The organism is Niallia sp. FSL W8-0177 (assembly GCF_038006285.1).
Classification (GTDB): Bacteria; Bacillota; Bacilli; order Bacillales; family Cytobacillaceae; genus Niallia; species Niallia circulans_A.
Genome location: NZ_JBBOUX010000001.1, coordinates 3,123,824 through 3,142,281, shown reverse-complemented (window position 1 = coordinate 3,142,281; position 18,458 = coordinate 3,123,824). Strand labels below are relative to the sequence as shown.

At 35.3% G+C, this 18,458-nt stretch carries 16 protein-coding genes; 14 read left to right on the top strand and 2 right to left on the bottom strand.

Annotated elements, in window-relative coordinates; translation table 11 throughout:
- Positions 1 to 362: 362 nt before the first annotated feature.
- Entirely contained in the window at positions 363 to 2,975 is a 2,613-nt protein-coding gene (gene adhE / locus NST77_RS15550; protein WP_095330347.1) for a bifunctional acetaldehyde-CoA/alcohol dehydrogenase, read from the top strand.
- Positions 2,976 to 3,032: 57 nt separating this feature from the next.
- On the opposite strand, the gene NST77_RS15545 is transcribed toward adhE, so the two are convergent.
- Both NST77_RS15545 and NST77_RS15540 read right to left on the bottom strand, forming a co-directional pair.
- Positions 3,033 to 3,563 (bottom strand): HD-GYP domain-containing protein, encoded by a 531-nt coding sequence (locus NST77_RS15545; protein WP_341123171.1) that lies wholly within the window; start codon positions 3,561 to 3,563, stop codon positions 3,033 to 3,035.
- Positions 3,564 to 4,058 (bottom strand): hypothetical protein, encoded by a 495-nt coding sequence (locus NST77_RS15540; protein WP_341123170.1) that lies wholly within the window; start codon positions 4,056 to 4,058, stop codon positions 3,564 to 3,566.
- A 261-nt stretch (positions 4,059 to 4,319) separates the two neighbouring features.
- Here NST77_RS15540 and NST77_RS15535 point away from each other — a divergent pair, with 261 nt between their 5' ends.
- From NST77_RS15535 to hisG, 13 genes are all read left to right on the top strand, one after another.
- Entirely contained in the window at positions 4,320 to 4,592 is a 273-nt protein-coding gene (locus NST77_RS15535; protein ID WP_095330383.1) for a hypothetical protein, read from the top strand.
- Positions 4,593 to 4,805: 213 nt separating this feature from the next.
- Complete coding sequence (locus tag NST77_RS15530; protein WP_095330349.1) at positions 4,806 to 5,672, top strand: STAS domain-containing protein; 867 nt, start codon at positions 4,806 to 4,808, stop codon at positions 5,670 to 5,672.
- 12 nt (positions 5,673 to 5,684) lie between these two features.
- Positions 5,685 to 5,918, top strand: coding sequence for a CsbA family protein (locus NST77_RS15525; protein ID WP_095330350.1), 234 nt, complete (start codon positions 5,685 to 5,687; stop codon positions 5,916 to 5,918).
- A 414-nt stretch (positions 5,919 to 6,332) separates the two neighbouring features.
- Positions 6,333 to 8,312, top strand: coding sequence for an excinuclease ABC subunit UvrB (gene uvrB / locus NST77_RS15520; protein WP_123258204.1), 1,980 nt, complete (start codon positions 6,333 to 6,335; stop codon positions 8,310 to 8,312).
- Positions 8,313 to 8,319: 7 nt separating this feature from the next.
- The gene (gene uvrA / locus NST77_RS15515) at positions 8,320 to 11,196 is read left to right on the top strand and encodes an excinuclease ABC subunit UvrA (RefSeq protein WP_095330352.1); all 2,877 of its coding nucleotides are present in this window, start codon (positions 8,320 to 8,322) and stop codon (positions 11,194 to 11,196) included.
- Between the two features lie 353 nt (positions 11,197 to 11,549).
- Entirely contained in the window at positions 11,550 to 12,674 is a 1,125-nt protein-coding gene (locus tag NST77_RS15510; RefSeq protein ID WP_095330353.1) for a DUF4097 family beta strand repeat-containing protein, read from the top strand.
- 109 nt (positions 12,675 to 12,783) lie between these two features.
- Positions 12,784 to 13,137, top strand: a complete 354-nt coding sequence (locus NST77_RS15505) for a phage holin family protein (RefSeq protein WP_095330354.1) — start codon at positions 12,784 to 12,786, stop codon at positions 13,135 to 13,137.
- 199 nt (positions 13,138 to 13,336) lie between these two features.
- Positions 13,337 to 14,266, top strand: coding sequence for an HPr(Ser) kinase/phosphatase (gene hprK, locus NST77_RS15500; protein WP_095330355.1), 930 nt, complete (start codon positions 13,337 to 13,339; stop codon positions 14,264 to 14,266).
- 46 nt (positions 14,267 to 14,312) lie between these two features.
- Positions 14,313 to 15,125: a prolipoprotein diacylglyceryl transferase gene (lgt, locus tag NST77_RS15495; protein WP_095330356.1), complete on the top strand. Its 813-nt coding sequence runs from the start codon at positions 14,313 to 14,315 to the stop codon at positions 15,123 to 15,125.
- A gap of 21 nt (positions 15,126 to 15,146) precedes the next feature.
- The gene (gene ppaX / locus NST77_RS15490) at positions 15,147 to 15,800 is read left to right on the top strand and encodes a pyrophosphatase PpaX (protein WP_341123169.1); all 654 of its coding nucleotides are present in this window, start codon (positions 15,147 to 15,149) and stop codon (positions 15,798 to 15,800) included.
- Positions 15,797 to 16,330, top strand: a complete 534-nt coding sequence (locus tag NST77_RS15485) for an acyltransferase (protein WP_095330358.1) — start codon at positions 15,797 to 15,799, stop codon at positions 16,328 to 16,330. Before ppaX ends, NST77_RS15485 begins: the two co-directional genes overlap by 4 nt.
- Before the next feature lie 290 nt (positions 16,331 to 16,620).
- Positions 16,621 to 17,805: an ATP phosphoribosyltransferase regulatory subunit gene (locus tag NST77_RS15480; RefSeq protein ID WP_163187456.1), complete on the top strand. Its 1,185-nt coding sequence runs from the start codon at positions 16,621 to 16,623 to the stop codon at positions 17,803 to 17,805.
- A complete protein-coding gene (gene hisG / locus NST77_RS15475) occupies positions 17,802 to 18,446 on the top strand; it encodes an ATP phosphoribosyltransferase (RefSeq protein WP_123258201.1) in 645 nt (214 codons plus the stop codon). The genes NST77_RS15480 and hisG overlap by 4 nt, the downstream gene beginning before the upstream one ends.
- Positions 18,447 to 18,458 lie beyond the last annotated feature (12 nt).

Here is an 18,458-nt window from a genome sequence, read left to right as displayed (position 1 = left end):
ACCCTTTCATTGTTGAATTTATCACATTTAATATTATAGAAAAAATAAGGGGATATTTCAAATTTGTATAAAATGTGAACGTCATTGTGAAAATATGAACAAATTTATTTAAATAGGCTTGAAGGTTTTCACAAGTCGTTATATGATAAGCGTGTAAAGAAAAACTAACGAGAATTTGCAAACAAGCAACAAGAACTGTAAGTTGGTAGGAAAATTAAACTACTATATTAGTAGTTTTTCTTTAAAGAATAATTTGTGAAATATTTCACAAATTAACTGCTTTTATAAAGTAGTTTTTTCTTTAAAGTAATATGTGAAAAACTTCACATAATTATCATTCTCTATAATTGGAGGGATCTACGATGTCAGTTGTTGAAAAAGAAGTAAAAGGGAAAAATGAACAAGTTGATGTGCAAGCAGTTATTGATGAAATGGCTGTGAAAGGAAAAAGAGCACTAAAGGAATTTATGTCCTTAGATCAAGAGCAAGTAGATGAAATAGTAAAAGCAATGGCTCTTGCTGGCTTAGATAAACATATGTATTTAGCTAAACTAGCAGTAGAAGAAACCGGAAGAGGCATTTATGAAGATAAAATAACAAAGAATATATTCTCTACAGAATATATATACCACAATATTAAATATGATCGTACAGTTGGGGTAATAAATGAGGATCAACAAACAGGAATTGTCGAAATCGCTGATCCAGTTGGAGTGATTGCAGGAGTAACACCTGTTACAAACCCTACCTCTACTACAATGTTTAAAGCTATTATTGCTATTAAAACACGGAATCCAATTATTTTTGCTTTCCATCCTTCTGCACAGAAATGCAGTAGTGAAGCGGCTAGAATCTTAAGAGATGCAGCTGTAAAAGCAGGGGCACCAGAAAACTGTATTCAATGGGTTGAAAAACCTTCCATTGAAACAACAAAAGCATTAATGAACCATAATGATATCGCACTAATTCTTGCAACTGGTGGACCAGGAATGGTTAAATCTGCATACAGTTGTGGCAAACCAGCACTGGGAGTTGGAGCTGGTAACGTACCTTGTTATATTGAAAAAACAGCAAAAGTTAAAAGAGCAGTCACTGATTTAATTCTTTCTAAAACATTTGATAATGGAATGATTTGTGCCTCTGAACAAGCAGTAATCATTGATAAAGAAATCTATGAAGAAGTGAAAGATTTATTAGTTCGTAATAGCTGTTATTTCTTAAATAAAGAGGAATTAGCCAAAGTAGAAAAACTAGTAATTAATGAAAACACATGTGCTGTAAATCCTGATATCGTTGGTAAATCTGCTCATTATATCGCAGGATTGGCAGGAGTAAAAGTTCCGGAAGATACCAAAATCCTACTTGCGGAATTAGAGGGTGTGGGACCAAATTACCCGCTATCAAGAGAAAAATTAAGTCCAGTCCTTGCATGCTATAAAGTTGAATCAACAGAAGAAGGAATCAAACGTGCAGAAGAAATGCTAGAATTCGGCGGATTAGGACACTCAGCAGTTATTCACTCTGAAGATCCAAAAGTAATCGAAAACTTTGCGCTAAGAATGAAAGCATGCCGAATTATTAACAACGCTCCATCTTCTCAAGGTGCGATCGGTGATATCTACAATGCTTTCATGCCATCTTTAACACTTGGCTGTGGATCTTATGGTAAAAACTCTGTATCTACTAACGTAACAGACATTCATTTATTGAATGTAAAAAAACTAGCAAAAAGGAATGTAAATATGCAATGGTTTAAAGTTCCATCAAAAATCTATTTTGAGAAAAACTCTGTACAGTATTTACAAAAAATGAAGGACATTTCTAGAGTGTTTATCGTAACTGATCCATATATGGTCAAATTCGGATATGTTGATAAATTACTTTATAACTTAAGAAAACGTTCAAATCTAGTGCAAGTAGAAGTATTTTCCGATGTAGAGCCAGATCCATCTATTGAAACAGTTGTTAGAGGAACAGAAATGATGGCTAAATTCCAGCCGGATTGCATTATCGCTCTTGGTGGGGGTTCTCCAATGGATGCAGCGAAAGGAATGTGGTTATTCTATGAACATCCAGATGAAGAGTTCTTTGGCTTAAAGCAAAAGTTCTTAGATATCCGCAAAAGAGTATATAAATATCCATCATTGGGTGGAAAAGCTAAATTTGTGGCAATTCCAACTACCTCTGGTACTGGATCTGAAGTAACATCTTTTGCGGTTATTACCGATAAAGAGCAAAATATTAAATATCCTTTAGCAGATTATGAGTTAACACCAGATGTAGCAATCATTGATCCGCAATTTGTGATGACAGTTCCACCATCCGTTACAGCAGATACAGGGATGGACGTACTAACACATGCTGTGGAGGCGTATGTATCAAATATGGCAAATGACTATACAGATGCATTAGCAGTTAAAGCTGTTCAATTGATCTTTGAATATTTACCAAGAGCTTATCGTAATGGAAATGATGAAGAAGCACGTGAAAAAGTGCATAATGCTTCTACGATCGCCGGTATGGCATTTGCAAATGCGTTCTTAGGAATTAACCATAGCTTGGCACATAAATTAGGAGCCGAATTCCATATCGCACATGGCCGTTCTAATGCAATTTTATTGCCACATGTTATCAGATATAATGCTGAGAAACCAAAAAAATTCATGTCATTCCCTAAATATGAATATTTTAAAGCAGATGAACGTTATGCGGATCTTGCTAGAATTCTTGGATTGCCGGCTAATACAGTTGAACAAGGTGTAGACAACTTTGTAAAGGCAGTAATCAGACTAGGGAAAGAACTGAATATTCCAATGAGTATTGCTGCACAAGGCGTAGATGCAAAAGAATTCGAAGCAAAAGTGGATTATTTAGCGGACCGTGCCTTTGAAGATCAATGTACAACAGCTAACCCTAAATTACCATTAGTTACAGAGTTAGCAGATATTTATCGTAAAGCCTATAAAGGGGTTTAAAAAATCCTCGAATAATAAAAATGGTCAAATCACTCGTGATTTGACCATTTTTATTATTCAATTTGCTAATCCAGTAATCTTTAAAGAGGAAGTCCTGCGTAAATCAATATAGGAATCCTTTAGTCGAATCAATGGTAAATGAGGTTCATTTTGATGAATAAAGATAATTTCTGCTGTTTCATTATTAGATAGCATGACTTTTTTAAAGAGCTGCTTCCTCATGATGAAATTGGTAAATGGAATAACAATAGCTGGATTTAAAGCATTTCCATAGGATTCACTCATTAATTCATCAATAGCTTCAATGTAGGTTTTCTTGTCTTTATACGTATTAGCAGTACACATGCTATTAAATTTGTCTGCAACGGAAACAATTTGGATCAAGAAAGGAATATCCTTTTCTGTACGCTGAGAGGGGTAGCCTCTGCCATTTATTTTTTCATGATGTAACAGAGCAGTTCGCGATATTAATATATCCAATTGTGGAACTTGAAATAAAATACTTTTTCCATAGATTGTGTGTTTTTGCATTTCTTTATATTCTGTTTGTGTTAAACGAGCAGATGCCTTTAAAATAGATGAATCCAACTATAACATTCCGATATCATGAAATAATCCCATCTGACTAAGCAGATGGCATTGCTTTTTAGGCAATCCTAAAATCTTCCCAATAATGGCGGAAAGGATTCCAACATTTATACTATGCTGGTAAATATAATCATTTGGTGAGACTTCTTTATGAAGAATTTCTAAAATTGCTAATTCTTGAAGAGAAGAATCAATGATGTCTTTAAAGCCAGTTAAGAGTTTTTCCACCGTGCTGTTATCTTGTTCCATAATGCGATGGAAAGTTTCTTTTACCTCATCTAGCAAATTAGTAAATTCCTTATTATCGGAGGAGGTAGCGGTTTCATCTGTAGGTTCAATAACATCAAATGGATTAACCTGATGCTTTGTAAGTAATTCAACATGCTTCTTGGTTAAGATGGAGTCCTTTTTAAGTAGAAGTAAGCCTTCAATAGAGTTTGAATAAACATCCTTTTTTATACGATACCCAACAATATCCATAGTTCCTTTTCCCATATTAATTGTCTCCTTTACATAATGGCTATATATTGCTGCCTCGCATCCCCTTATTAGTAAATATTACCTTAGCTCCATCATAGATAAAACGGACTTTTTGACTAGTTATCGCACTTCTTATTGCCTATTTTAGTAGAAATTACTAGGGAGTAAGGCCTTCTGTATATTTTTCCTATTATAATAGCTATATATTTACCAAATAGAATAGAAGAAGATGCATAGATACATAGAGAGAGGAGCGGAAGGATGAAGAGGAGTCGAGTGAATAAAAATACATATTCTTTACATAAGGAAAAGAAATATCAACATCATATTAATTTCATTCATAATGAATTGAGGAATTATCGTACGATTGATATACCAAATCGTACGATAATCATTAAGAATCAGGATTTGGAAGATTGGATTGTGGAAGAGTTAAGTCCTGAAGAACTAGATGAAATTATTGTATTGCTAGAACAAGCTAAGAAAAGAGCATCTTCTGTGAAACCAATCTTTCAAGTGATTGCAACAAGCTTGTTAAAAATTACATAAGGATTCTGTTTTTAACAAAAGGCTTCTTGCTTGTTTCACTATGTGGAGAACTATATAATAGTATATATTTATCGATAAACACTAGACCGGATTTTAAGAAAAAGAGTAGAAAATCAAAATAGACAGTTGTGAATGCTTCTGTTATTGTATTGTAAGAAATAGCCATATAGAAACCTAATGAAGCCTTGTTTCTTGAATTAGGAGGAGAATTAGTTGGAACCTTGTATGCAAAGTTTATATACTTATTTAAATGACCATCTTGTTGATATGCGTAAAGAGTGGCTAAGCATGATAGAAAATAGTGATTCATCCTTTTATTCAGTCCATAAATCAGCAGAGAATATGGCAGAACTAATTACCGCCCATCAAACTCTTTTAGAAAATGTAATAAAGGTTTTTATTGAGGAAGAAGAAGTATATTCAGCAAATATTTCTGAATGGGCTCTTAAAGTTGCAGAAAAGCGGGCGAAAGACTTAGTACCAATTTTAGAATCAATTGAACAGCTTAACACGGTTAAAGGCATTCTTTTATCATATGTAGAAAAATTTTCTGCGGAGACTACTGCTCATTTAACAATTCCTACACTCTTTGAATGGATACGATTAATTCATTATGCATTTGATTTATTTGTAAATATTTTTATTGGTTCTTATGATAAATATAAATTTCAGCAATTAACGGCACAGCAAGAAACTATATATGAATTAAGCAGCCCAGTTATTCCAATTACGGAGGGAATTGGTGTTATTCCATTAATCGGCGATATTGATACAAAGCGAGCGCAATTAATTATGGAGAATACACTAAAGGAATGTAACGAGAAACGATTTAATCACTTATTTATTGATTTATCGGGTGTGCCCCTAATTGATACAATGGTTGCGCATCAAATTTTCCAAGTGATTCATGCTTTACGATTAATTGGTGTCAAAGGTTATCTTTCAGGATTAAGACCAGAGGTGGCACAAACAGCTATTCAACTAGGTGTAGATTTTAGCCAGATACCAATATTTAATAATTTAGCAAGTGCACTAGGGAAATTTGGATTAACGGTCAATGAAGTGAAATTTGTTAAATAGAGGTGTATATAGATGGGGAAATATATAGCTGCACTATTTTTCCCGTGCCTATTGGTAATCCTTTTTTCAAAAGCAACCTATTATCCAATTATTGGTTTAGTCTTAACCGTTGCTTTAATTGCTGCTTCGGTTTACAGAGGATATACGGATACATTTTTATTAATTGTCGTTGATGCTTTTTCTATGACTATTGGTTATATGATCAGTAGAAATTGGAAAGAGAGATTAGCAAGTAAGGATACTTAATAGAAGAAATATAAAAAAGAATAGAGAAGAAGAATGACTAAACGATTTTCCGTCGATAAAGAGGATAGGTATTTCGTATAGTCATTTTTTTATAGGGAAATGTTTTTCGTCCTAATCAAATTATGTTCAAAAATAAATCGAATGTTTGTTCTCTTTTTTGTGGTTTGAAATGGAAGGTTTGTGGTAGAATGATGTTATATTGATTACATAGGTAGGAATTAAAGAAAGAAATGGTTAAAAATCGTCTTTTCATTTTGTTGTTTTCCTTAATTTGTTGCTTTTTGTTTTTGCGGAGAATTTGAATCCTTAAAACAACAGAGTGTACGAAAATAGCTAATATCGTGGAGTATTAACATAAAGCAGCAATGGAATAGATGAATAAACAGGCGTGTGTATAGATCGGAGGATGGTTTAGTGAGTCATGATTTTGAATTAGTTTCGAAGTATACTCCTCAAGGAGATCAGCCAGAAGCAATCAAAAAATTAGTCTCAGGTATACAAGCAGGAGAGAAGATTCAAACCTTGCTGGGGGCAACTGGGACGGGTAAAACGTTCACCATAAGCAATGTGATTAAAGAAGTTAAAAAGCCAACATTAATTATTGCTCACAATAAAACCTTAGCAGGTCAATTATATAGTGAGTTTAAAGAATTTTTTCCTAATAATGCAGTAGAATATTTTGTTAGCTACTATGATTATTACCAACCAGAGGCTTATGTCCCGCAAACGGATACGTTTATTGAAAAAGATGCAAGCATTAATGATGAAATTGATAAGCTCCGTCACTCAGCAACATCTTCCTTATTTGAAAGAGATGACGTAATAATTATTGCCAGTGTATCTTGTATATATGGATTAGGTTCTCCAGAAGAATATCGAGAAATGGTTGTATCATTAAGAACCGGTATGGAATTGGAAAGAAATCAATTGCTTCGTAAATTAGTGGATATTCAATACGATCGAAATGATATTGATTTTAAACGGGGAACTTTTCGTGTCCGTGGTGATGTAGTCGAAATTTTCCCAGCGTCCCGAGATGAACATTGTATAAGAGTCGAATTTTTTGGAGATGAAATAGACCGGATTCGGGAAGTGGATGCATTAACGGGTGAAATTTTAGGAGAACGAAATCATATTGCTATTTTTCCGGCGTCTCACTTCGTAACAAGAGAAGAGAAAATGAAAATAGCAATTGAAAACATTGAAAAAGAATTAGAAGAACGCTTAGAGCAATTAAGAGCAGATAATAAATTATTAGAGGCTCAGCGTCTAGAACAACGCTCACGCTATGATTTAGAAATGATGCGAGAAATGGGATTCTGTTCAGGAATAGAAAATTACTCAAGACATTTAACATTAAGACCTCCTGGATCTACTCCTTATACATTGCTGGATTATTTTCCAAAAGATTTCTTACTTGTGATTGACGAATCCCATGTTACGTTGCCGCAAATTAGAGGAATGTATAATGGAGACCAAGCGCGGAAAAACGTATTAGTTGAGCATGGTTTCCGCCTGCCTTCAGCTCTTGATAACCGCCCATTAACGTTCGGAGAATTTGAGAAGCATATTAATCAAATGATTTGTGTTTCTGCAACACCAGGACCATATGAAATCGAACATACTCCTGTTATGATTGAACAAATAATCCGTCCAACTGGGTTACTTGATCCAACCATTGATGTTCGTCCAATTGAAGGACAGATTGATGATTTAATAGCGGAAATCCATGAGAGAATGAAACGAAATGAACGGGTATTGGTAACAACACTGACGAAAAAAATGTCAGAAGATTTAACAGATTATCTAAAAGAAATAGGGATAAAAGTACAGTATCTACATTCCGAAGTAAAAACATTAGAACGGATTGAAATTATTCGAGAGTTACGTCTTGGGAAATACGATGTATTGGTAGGAATTAACCTATTGCGAGAAGGCTTGGATATTCCTGAAGTCTCACTCGTTACTATTTTGGATGCAGATAAGGAAGGGTTCCTTCGTTCAGAGCGGTCCCTTATTCAAACGATTGGACGGGCGGCGAGAAATTCTAATGGCCATGTCATCATGTACGCTGATAAGATTACCCATTCCATGGAAGTCGCTATCAGCGAAACGAAAAGACGTAGAGAAATTCAAGAAAAGTATAATGAAGAACATGGAATTACCCCGCAAACCATTCAAAAAGGAATTAGAGATACAATCCGTGCTACGCAAGCAGCAGAGGAGCCTGAAGAGTATGGAACAACTACAAAACTTGATAAATTAACGAAAAAAGAAAAAGAAGCAATGATCGCACAAATGGAAAACGAGATGAAAGAAGCAGCAAAAGCATTAAACTTCGAAAGAGCTGCAGAACTTCGCGATTTACTGCTTGAATTAAAGGCTGAGGGGTGAGAGAACAATGGCAAAAGATAAACTTATCGTAAAAGGTGCACGTGCAAATAATTTAAAAAATATTGATATAACAATACCGAGAGATCAATTAGTAGTGATAACTGGTTTATCTGGTTCAGGAAAGTCTTCTCTTGCTTTTGATACGATTTATGCAGAAGGACAAAGAAGATATGTAGAATCTTTATCTGCCTATGCTCGGCAGTTTTTAGGACAAATGGATAAGCCTGATGTTGATTCAATAGAAGGCTTATCTCCTGCTATTTCTATTGATCAGAAAACGACAAGTCGAAATCCTCGTTCTACTGTGGGGACTGTAACAGAAATTTATGATTATTTGAGATTATTATTTGCGAGGGTAGGAAGACCAACTTGTCCAGAGCATGGTATTGAAATTTCTTCTCAGACAATAGAACAGATGGTTGACCGTATTCTCGAATATCCTGAGAGAACTAGACTGCAAGTACTTGCGCCGGTTGTATCAGGGCGCAAGGGAACACATGTGAAAGTACTTGAAGATGTAAAAAAACAAGGGTATGTTCGTTTGCGCATCGATGGAGAAATGTTTGAAATTGGTGATGATATTTCTCTAGAGAAAAATAAGAAACATAATATTGAAGTAGTTATCGATCGACTTGTTGTCAAAGAGGGAATAACTGCTCGTCTGGCAGATTCATTGGAATCAGCCTTACAATTCGGGAATGGAAAAGTCATTATTGATGTGATGGGACAAGAGGAATTACTGTTTAGTGAGCATCACGCTTGTCCAATTTGCGGTTTCTCTATTAGTGAATTAGAACCAAGGCTATTTTCTTTTAATAGTCCATTTGGAGCTTGTCCAGATTGTGATGGTCTAGGAAATAAACTAGTTGTAGATGTAGATTTAGTTATTCCTGATTGGAATTTAACTTTAAAGGAAAATGCGATAGCTCCTTGGGAATCTATTAGTTCTCAATACTATCCACAGCTTCTTGAAAGTGTATGTAATCATTATGGAATTGACATGAATATACCTGTAAAGAACATTCCGAAGAATTTAATGGATAAAATCCTTTATGGATCTGGAAAGGAATATATCCATTTCCGCTATGAAAATGACTTTGGCCAAGTGAGAGAAAATGATATCCAATTCGAAGGCGTTATGAAAAACGTGGAAAGAAGATATAAAGAAACTAGTTCTGACTACATCCGTGAGCAAATGCAAAAATACATGGCAGAACAGCCTTGTCGCACATGTAAAGGATATCGCCTAAAGAAAGAGGCTTTGGCTGTTTTAATTAACGGACAGCATATCGGCAAAATTACTGAAAAATCAGTGGTGGAATGCTATGAATTTATGGAGAAGGTTGATTTAACAGATAAAGAAAAACAAATTGCTAACTTGATTCTTCGAGAAATAAAAGAAAGAGTTGGATTTTTAATCAATGTTGGATTAGATTATCTAACACTAAGTAGAGCGGCAGGAACTTTATCAGGTGGAGAAGCCCAAAGAATTCGTTTAGCAACACAAATCGGTTCAAGGCTTACGGGTGTTCTTTATATTTTGGACGAGCCTTCCATTGGGCTTCATCAAAGAGATAATGATAAATTAATCGATACATTAAGACAGATGCGTGATATAGGGAATACATTGATTGTTGTAGAACATGATGAAGATACCATGATGGCTGCTGACTATTTAATTGATGTTGGTCCAGGTGCGGGTGTCCATGGTGGCGAAATTATTTCTGTGGGAACGCCAAAAGAAGTAATGAATGATCCACAATCGATAACTGGTCAGTATTTATCTGGAAAGAAATTCATTCCACTTCCATTAGAGAGAAAACAAAGTGATGGCAGATATATTGAAATTACTGGGGCAAAAGAAAATAATTTAAAAAATGTAAATGTAAAAATACCGCTCGGAATGTTTATCGCTGTGACAGGGGTTTCTGGTTCAGGAAAAAGTACTTTAATTAATGAAATTCTTCATAAAGGCTTGGCTCAAAAGCTAAATCGTGCGAAGGCAAAGCCAGGTGCCCATAAGGAAATTAAGGGAATTGAACAATTGGAAAAAGTCATAGATATTGACCAATCCCCAATTGGTCGAACACCAAGATCAAATCCGGCGACTTATACGGGTGTGTTTGATGATATACGTGATGTTTTTGCGACAACCAATGAAGCAAAGGTACGCGGTTATAAAAAAGGACGTTTTAGTTTTAATGTTAAAGGTGGAAGATGCGAAGCATGCCGCGGAGATGGAATCATAAAAATTGAAATGCATTTCCTTCCAGATGTTTATGTTCCATGTGAAGTTTGTCATGGCAAACGATACAATAGGGAAACATTAGAAGTGAAATATAAAGGAAAAAACATCTCCGATGTATTGGAAATGACAGTGGAAGATGGTGTATCCTTCTTCGAAAATATACCGAAAATCCATCGTAAATTGCAAACAATTGTGGACGTTGGTTTAGGTTATATTAAACTCGGACAGCCAGCGACTACTTTATCAGGTGGAGAGGCACAAAGGGTAAAACTAGCGTCAGAATTACACCGTCGATCTACCGGAAAGTCTTTTTATATTTTGGATGAGCCGACAACAGGCTTACACGTTGATGATATTTCAAGACTATTGATTGTTCTTCAGCGACTAGTCGAAAATGGAGATACAGTACTAGTTATTGAACATAATCTCGATGTCATTAAGACTGCTGATTATATTATCGACTTAGGACCAGAAGGCGGAGATAAAGGTGGCACAATATTAGGAACAGGGACTCCTGAAGATATTGCCAATCTAAAAGGGTCTTATACAGGGAAATATTTAAAGCCGATCCTAGATAGAGAGCGGCAAAGAATGAAGAATAGTATCGAAGAAGCGGAAAAAATCGCTACAACTTAAATCAAGAGACGGGGAAAGTAGAAAAGCTGATGGAATTATTACCAACAGTTACCTGCCAGACCTCGTCTCTTTTTTCCTAACTTAAGGAGAAATTCTTCTGAATTAGAAACCCGCTACATAAAATAAAGAAGATCAGAAAGTATTCAAATTGAAACCTTTGCTGGGATGATTCCGTATTAACATATAGGAGTCCTTTCTGTTAATTAGTAATTTCAACCAATGATTGGCTTTGAAAGTGTCTTTTTTCTTTAATCTAATAGTCTTCACATTAGCAAATGGAAATAAGCGGTGTTTTAATGTTTTGTGAAAAGTACTTAAAAGAATAAAATCGTATTTTTTGAGGAGGATTTAAAGTGGCAGAAGAGAAAAAGCGAATTTTAGAATTAGTGGAAAGTGGAAAATTAACTGTTGATGAAGCGTTAAAGCTAATGGAAAAGGTTGATGAAGTGAATGAGAAAAAGTCTTTAAATGAAGAAGAAAAAATAATTTTAGAAGATTTTCAAAAAGAATCAAAGTTTCATGAAAAAAAGAAAGAAACGTCTTCAAATTATGGATTTAATTTTCAAGCAGCGAAAGATAAGCTTTTTGACATAGTTGATACAACCATAAAAAAGGTGAAGGAAGTAGACCTAGATTTAAACTTCGGTCATTTTGAAGAAGTTTCTCACATTTTTCAATTCAATAATATTGCTCCCAAAAAGTTGGATATCGATATTCCCAATGGAGAGGTAGAACTGATTCCATGGGATCAAGAGGAAGTAAGTATTGAGTGTAAAGCAAAGGTCTATCGAGTGAATTCTTTAGAGGAAGCAAAAAGAGTATTTCTCAAGGAAGTAGACGTAATAGTAGATAATGAGCGCTTAGTAGTGAAAACGAACCATAAGTGGATGAAAGTGAAAGCACAGGTTTATATTCCACAAATTTCATATGAATCAGCCATCATCCGTTTATTTAATGGACCAATTACTACGTTTGATGTTAAAGCGGAAAAATTGTATGCTAAAACAGCTAATGGTAAAATAACGCTAAAAGCTGGTGAAAACAAAAAAGTGGAGGCAGATGCTGCAAACGGCAGTATTAAAGTCGAAAAAGGAAAGATGGATAAACTGGATGCAGAAACAATAAATGGCTCTATTACGGTTGAGGGGTATTTCAATAAAGTTGATTTACAAGCCTTTAATGGCAGTATATCATGTGTGAACCATTCAGAAACCTGTGAAATCCTTGAGCTCCAAGGGACAACAGGAAGCATTGAAGTAAGTTTACCTGAAACATTAGCGGTCAGCGGTGAATTAAAAACGAATTTTGGTGGATTCAATGTAGAGTTAGAGGGAATACAAATAATAGAGGAAAAAAATGAAGTTCTGCAAAAAACGTTACAATTTAAATCAATCCAATCAAGTGAGCATCATACAAAAATTGAAGCTAATACTAAAACAGGATCGATAAAAGTTAAGAAAATTGAAAAAAGCAATTAATTTTAATAGAAGAAATGAATAAGATACAGGGACTTCAAGGTAAAATGTGGTTTTCTTCTGTATCTTAAATCAATCAGCTTCTTCTGTGTTTAAATGAGGAGTAATTGGAATGAGATGGATTATCGGAATACTGATTAATGCTATATTCTTTGTAGCATTAGCTGGATTATTTCAGGAACAATTTTATTTATCGGGAATAGGTGCGGCAATCGGAGCAAGTGTGATTTTATCTTTGCTAAATATTATTGTCAAACCAATTTTAATTTTATTGACGTTACCTGTAACAGTGTTATCGCTTGGGCTATTTTTATTTGTCATCAACGCTATTACGCTGTCATTAACAGACAGATTAATGGGAGATAGTTTTGAAATTTCGAGTTTTGGTATGTGTTTATTTTTTAGCGTTCTACTGTCACTTTGCAATATAATCGTTCAAAACACAGTTCTGCGAGGAAAAGAATAGAAAGCTGCCGGGTAAAGGAGTGGAGAAATGGCCATTGCTTTACCTAGCAGCTTTTCTTATTATTTTGACTGAATTCTAGCATATATTTAGTGTTTAATGCTAAAATAAGGTGAATATGCAATTCTAAAAAAACATACCTTAAACAGCTAATACTGTTTATAAAAAACTTAACAGCAGTGACCTTTAAAGGAGGAGCTTCATGGCAGCGAAAGTACTAATAAAAGATGTTATCGAAGAGTTTGATTTAGAAATTGTAAGTGGAGAAGAGGGAATTAATCGACCAATTACAGTTAGTGATATATCAAGACCAGGTCTCGAGATGGCTGGCTATTTTAACTATTATCCAGCAGAACGTGTTCAGCTGTTAGGGAAGACAGAACTGTCCTTTGCTGAACGATTAAGTGAGGAAGATAGGGCAAATCGCTTAACCAAGTTATGTAGTGATACAACGCCAGGAATTATTATTACTCGAAATATGGAGGTGCCTCCCCAATTAATAGAGGCATCAGAAGAATTAGCTGTACCTGTACTACGATCTAAGCATAAAACATCGCTTTTTTCCAGTCGTCTTACAAATTTCTTGGAAAGAAAATTAGCACCAACAACAGCGGTTCACGGGGTTCTTGTTGACATTTATGGTGTGGGCGTTTTAATTACTGGTAAAAGTGGTGTAGGTAAAAGTGAAACAGCACTTGAGCTTGTAAAACGCGGGCATCGATTAGTTGCTGATGATTGTGTGGAGATACGCCAAGAAGATGAGAATTTAATTGTCGGTAGTTCACCAGAGTTAATTGAACATCTATTGGAAATTCGTGGATTAGGGATCATTAATGTCATGACGCTTTTTGGAGCTGGGGCTGTTCGTACCCACAAAAAAATATCTTTAGTTATGTCTTTGGAATTATGGGAGCAAAACAAGCAATATGATCGTTTAGGTTTAGATGAGGAAAAAATGAAAATAATTGATACAGAAGTAACCAAGCTGACAATTCCAGTTCGTCCTGGCCGAAATTTAGCGGTAATTATTGAGGTCGCGGCAATGAATTTCCGTTTAAAAAGAATGGGTGTTAATGCAGCCGAACAATTCACGAATAAATTAAACAATGTTATATCTGACGAAAGAAAATAAATAAAGTGAAATGCTGTGAAAAACGTGGGAAATAGGAGGAAATCGAATGGAAGATATACAACCAATTGATCCAATTGCTTTTTCGTTAGGACCGTTTGATGTTAGATGGTACGGACTTATCATTGGCTTTGGATTGATTCTTGCTCTTGTTATTGCAATGCGAGAAGGGAATCGAAGAGGACTTGGAAAGGATGACTTTCCTGATTTAATGTTATGGGCAATCCCCATTTCTATTATATGTGCGCGAATTTACTACGTCATTTTTGAATGGAGCTACTATAAAGATCATCTAGGGGATATACCGAAAATTTGGAATGGTGGAATTGCCATTCATGGAGCTTTAATTGGTGCGATTGTGACTACTTATATTTTTACAAAGAAAAAGGGTATTTCCTTCTGGAAAATCGCGGACATCGCTGCACCTAGTCTAATCCTTGGACAAGCTATTGGCCGTTGGGGCAACTTTATGAATCAAGAGGCACATGGCGAAGAAGTTACACGTTCTTTTTTAGAAGGTTTACATTTGCCGAATTTTATTATCGATCAAATGTATATTAACGGCACTTACTATCATCCTACTTTTTTATATGAATCATTATGGAATATTGTTGGATTCGTAATTTTACTAGTTTTACGGAAAGTGAACTTACGTAGAGGAGAAATCTTTTTAACTTATGTTATTTGGTATTCAGTTGGAAGATTCTTTATCGAAGGAATGAGAACAGATAGCCTTATGATTGGTGATTTACGGATGGCTCAATTAATTTCATTAGCGTTAATTGTCATTTCTATTATCTGTATCGCTTATAGACGGAAAACGGGTCTTGCAAGTGAACGTTATTTAGATGCAAATGGTTAATCATGGAAAGGAATGTTTAGGTTGACTGGAAAGATTAATACAGCATTATTCGATTTGGATGGAACGCTAATAAATACAAATGAATTAATTATTTCCTCCTACTTACATACATTAAATCATTATTACCCAGGAAAATATAAACGAGTTGATGTCATTCCTTTTATGGGACCACCATTATTGGAAACATTTGAGTCGATTGATAAAATGAGAGCTCCAGAGATGATAGCAATGTATCGCTCCTATAATATTGCGAATCACGATAAGATTGTTACAATATTTGATGGTGTTTATGATGCTATTAAAGAATTAAAGCAAAGAGGCTTTAAGCTTGCAATTGTATCAACAAAACTTTCCGATGTAGTGGAAATGGGCTTGAAATTGACGAAGCTAGATGAATTTTTTGATGTAGTGGTTGCTTTAGAGCATGTAACAAACGCTAAACCAGATCCCGAGCCGGTTCTCCTTGCTCTTGAAAAATTAAAGGCTTCCCCTGGCGATGCAATTATGGTTGGAGATAATAAACATGATATTTTGTCTGGGAAAAATGCAGGTACTTTAACAGCGGGTGTTGCTTGGACACTAAAAGGGAAAGAATTTTTACAGGCATATAATCCTGATTATATTTTTGAGAATATGAAAGACATTCTTTCTATTCCTGAAGTACAACAAACATGAGAAAAACGACGAGATATCCGGTTAGTGGACCCAATTCCTTATGGCATGTTTATAAAACGGTTCCGTTTTTGAAAGTAATTAAAAATTTTATTGTTATTCAGACAGCAAGATATATGCCTTTTTTGAAAGTGAAAAATTGGATGTACCGAAAGCTATTAAAAATGCAGGTGGGAGATCAAACCTCCTTCGCCTTAATGGTAATGCTTGATATTATGTTTCCAGAAAAAATTAAGGTCGGCAAGAATACTGTCATAGGCTACAATACCACTATTCTTGCCCATGAATATTTAATAGAGGAATACAGACTTGGGGAGATTGAAATTGGCGATGAAGTCATGATTGGTGCCAATTCCACTATTCTTCCTGGTGTGACAATTGGTGATCGTGCGATTGTTTCTGCAGGTACATTAGTACATAAGAACGTCCCGGCAGGAAGCTTTGTTGGGGGAAATCCGATGCAAATCATTTATACCGCAGAACAAATGGAAGAACGTAAACGAAATGAGCCTTCCTATGTATTAGATGAATAAAGACAAAAACCTATCTGTCCGTTATTTCAAGAATAAGTTTCTAGAAGTAAGGAATAGATAGGTTTTTTTGAAAATGTCAGAATTAATAAAAAACAGTGAAATATAACGATAAATTGAATATACCGAAAGACTTTGTTTATAAGTTTCGTTGGATTTTTTAGAAAGATCTAATAAATGAAACTTTTCTCTTGACCTCAGTTCAGACGAAGAGTACACTAAAAACAACTCTTTAATTTGGTAGTATATTAGCGAACTAAAGCATTCGGAATTTTAAAACATGAGGTGTTATGATGAGCAGCTTATTTATGTTTGAAAAGCCATTAGGCATGAGAGATACATTACCAGCGATTTACGAAAGAAAATATAAAGTTAAACAAAAAATAGATACAGAAATAAAAAAATGGGGTTATCAATTTATTGAAACTCCGACATTAGAATACTATGAAACAGTCGGCACAGCGTCCGCTATTTTAGACCAGCAGCTTTTTAAATTATTGGATCAGCAGGGACATACACTAGTTCTTCGCCCAGATATGACTGCGCCAATAGCGAGAGTAGCGGCATCTAAGCTTCTATCAGAAGATTTGCCATTACGTCTTGCCTATAATGCGTCCGTGTTTCGAGCGCAGCAGCGAGAAGGCGGCAGACCGGCGGAGTTTGAACAAATAGGTGTTGAATATATTGGCGATAAAACCATTAGTGCAGATGGAGAAGGAATTTCTCTACTTATTTCCTCCCTTCAACAAGCAGGTGTGAAAAACTATCAAGTGTCGGTAGGGCATATTGGCTTTGTCCAATCATTTTTTCAACAAATTCTTGGAACAAAAGATAGAGTGGACAGTTTAACCAAATATTTATATGAGAAAAATTATGTCGGCTATCGTCAGCATGTAGAACAACTTGCTTTATCAAGTATTGATAAACAGCGCTTAAATGATTTCCTAACACTAAGAGGAAAAGAAGAAGTGATTGACCTTGCCTATCAGCTAATGGAAGGAGATCAAGGAAAGAAAGCAATCGATGATTTAAAACAGCTAAGAGATATCCTTGTAGATTACGAAGTGGCAGACAGAGTGACATTTGATTTATCACTTGTTAGTCATATGAGCTACTATACTGGCATTGTATATGAGGTATATGCAGAAGGGGTAGGCTTTCCCATTGGTAGTGGGGGCAGATATGATTTGCTATTAGAGAAATTCGGAAAAAACACTGGAGCAACTGGTTTTGCTATTCGAGTGGATCGACTATTGGAAGCATTAGGCACGGTCGCAAAAACAACCATGATCGAATGTATTTTATTTAGTAGTGAACGAAGAAAAGAAGCATTTCTATTAGCTCAAGAAAAAAGGCAAGCTGGCATCCATGTAATTACGCAAGATATTAATGGGGTGAAAGATGTAGATGCTTGTACAAAGCAGTATAGTGAAATCATACTATTGGTTGGAAAAAAAGGAGCGGAGGTGGCCAAATGAATGACATGCTAACTATCGCAATGCCAAAGGGAAGAATTTTCGAAGAGGCAGCCGATTTATTAAGAGATGCAGGCTTTCGTTTACCAGCAGAATTTGATGACTCCCGGAAATTAATTATAGAGGTTGAAGAAGAAAACTTCCGCTTTATCTTGGCTAAGCCTATGGATGTTCCTACCTATGTCGAGCATGGCGTTGCCGATTTGGGGATTGCAGGAAAGGATGTCATGCTAGAGGAAGAAAGAGATGTATATGAATTGCTAGATTTACATATTAGTGCCTGTTATTTAGCAGTAGCAGGGCTTCCTCATACAGAACTGAATGAAATTGCTCCTAGAATTGCAACAAAATATCCTAATGTAGCGGCAGCCTATTTTCGTGAACAAGGGTCTCAAGTAGAAATTATTAAGCTGAATGGTTCCATTGAGCTTGCACCAATTATCGGCTTAACAGATCGAATTGTCGATATTGTTTCGACAGGAAAGACACTTGCTGAGAATGGCCTAATTGAATATGAAAGAATCGTAGACATTACTTCAAGATTAATTGTCAATCCTGCAAGCTACCGATTGAAGGATAGACGAATTAGTGAATTAGTAGTGAGGCTTCAGCCGGTAGTAAAGTCGAAATTAAGTGTGAAATAACGAATAAGGAGT

Bases quoted from the DNA above. Each gene is read 5' to 3' on its own strand.
- NST77_RS15485 (WP_095330358.1), top strand. From the start codon at position 15,797: ATGAGAAAAACGACGAGATATCCGGTTAGTGGACCCAATTCCTTATGG.
- adhE (WP_095330347.1), top strand. From the start codon at position 363: ATGTCAGTTGTTGAAAAAGAAGTAAAAGGGAAAAATGAACAAGTTGAT.
- hprK (WP_095330355.1), top strand. From the start codon at position 13,337: ATGGCAGCGAAAGTACTAATAAAAGATGTTATCGAAGAGTTTGATTTA.
- uvrA (WP_095330352.1), top strand. From the start codon at position 8,320: ATGGCAAAAGATAAACTTATCGTAAAAGGTGCACGTGCAAATAATTTA.
- hisG (WP_123258201.1), top strand. From the start codon at position 17,802: ATGAATGACATGCTAACTATCGCAATGCCAAAGGGAAGAATTTTCGAA.
- NST77_RS15540 (WP_341123170.1), bottom strand. From the start codon at position 4,058: ATGGGAAAAGGAACTATGGATATTGTTGGGTATCGTATAAAAAAGGAT.
- NST77_RS15505 (WP_095330354.1), top strand. From the start codon at position 12,784: ATGAGATGGATTATCGGAATACTGATTAATGCTATATTCTTTGTAGCA.
- NST77_RS15525 (WP_095330350.1), top strand. From the start codon at position 5,685: ATGGGGAAATATATAGCTGCACTATTTTTCCCGTGCCTATTGGTAATC.
- lgt (WP_095330356.1), top strand. From the start codon at position 14,313: ATGGAAGATATACAACCAATTGATCCAATTGCTTTTTCGTTAGGACCG.
- NST77_RS15480 (WP_163187456.1), top strand. From the start codon at position 16,621: ATGAGCAGCTTATTTATGTTTGAAAAGCCATTAGGCATGAGAGATACA.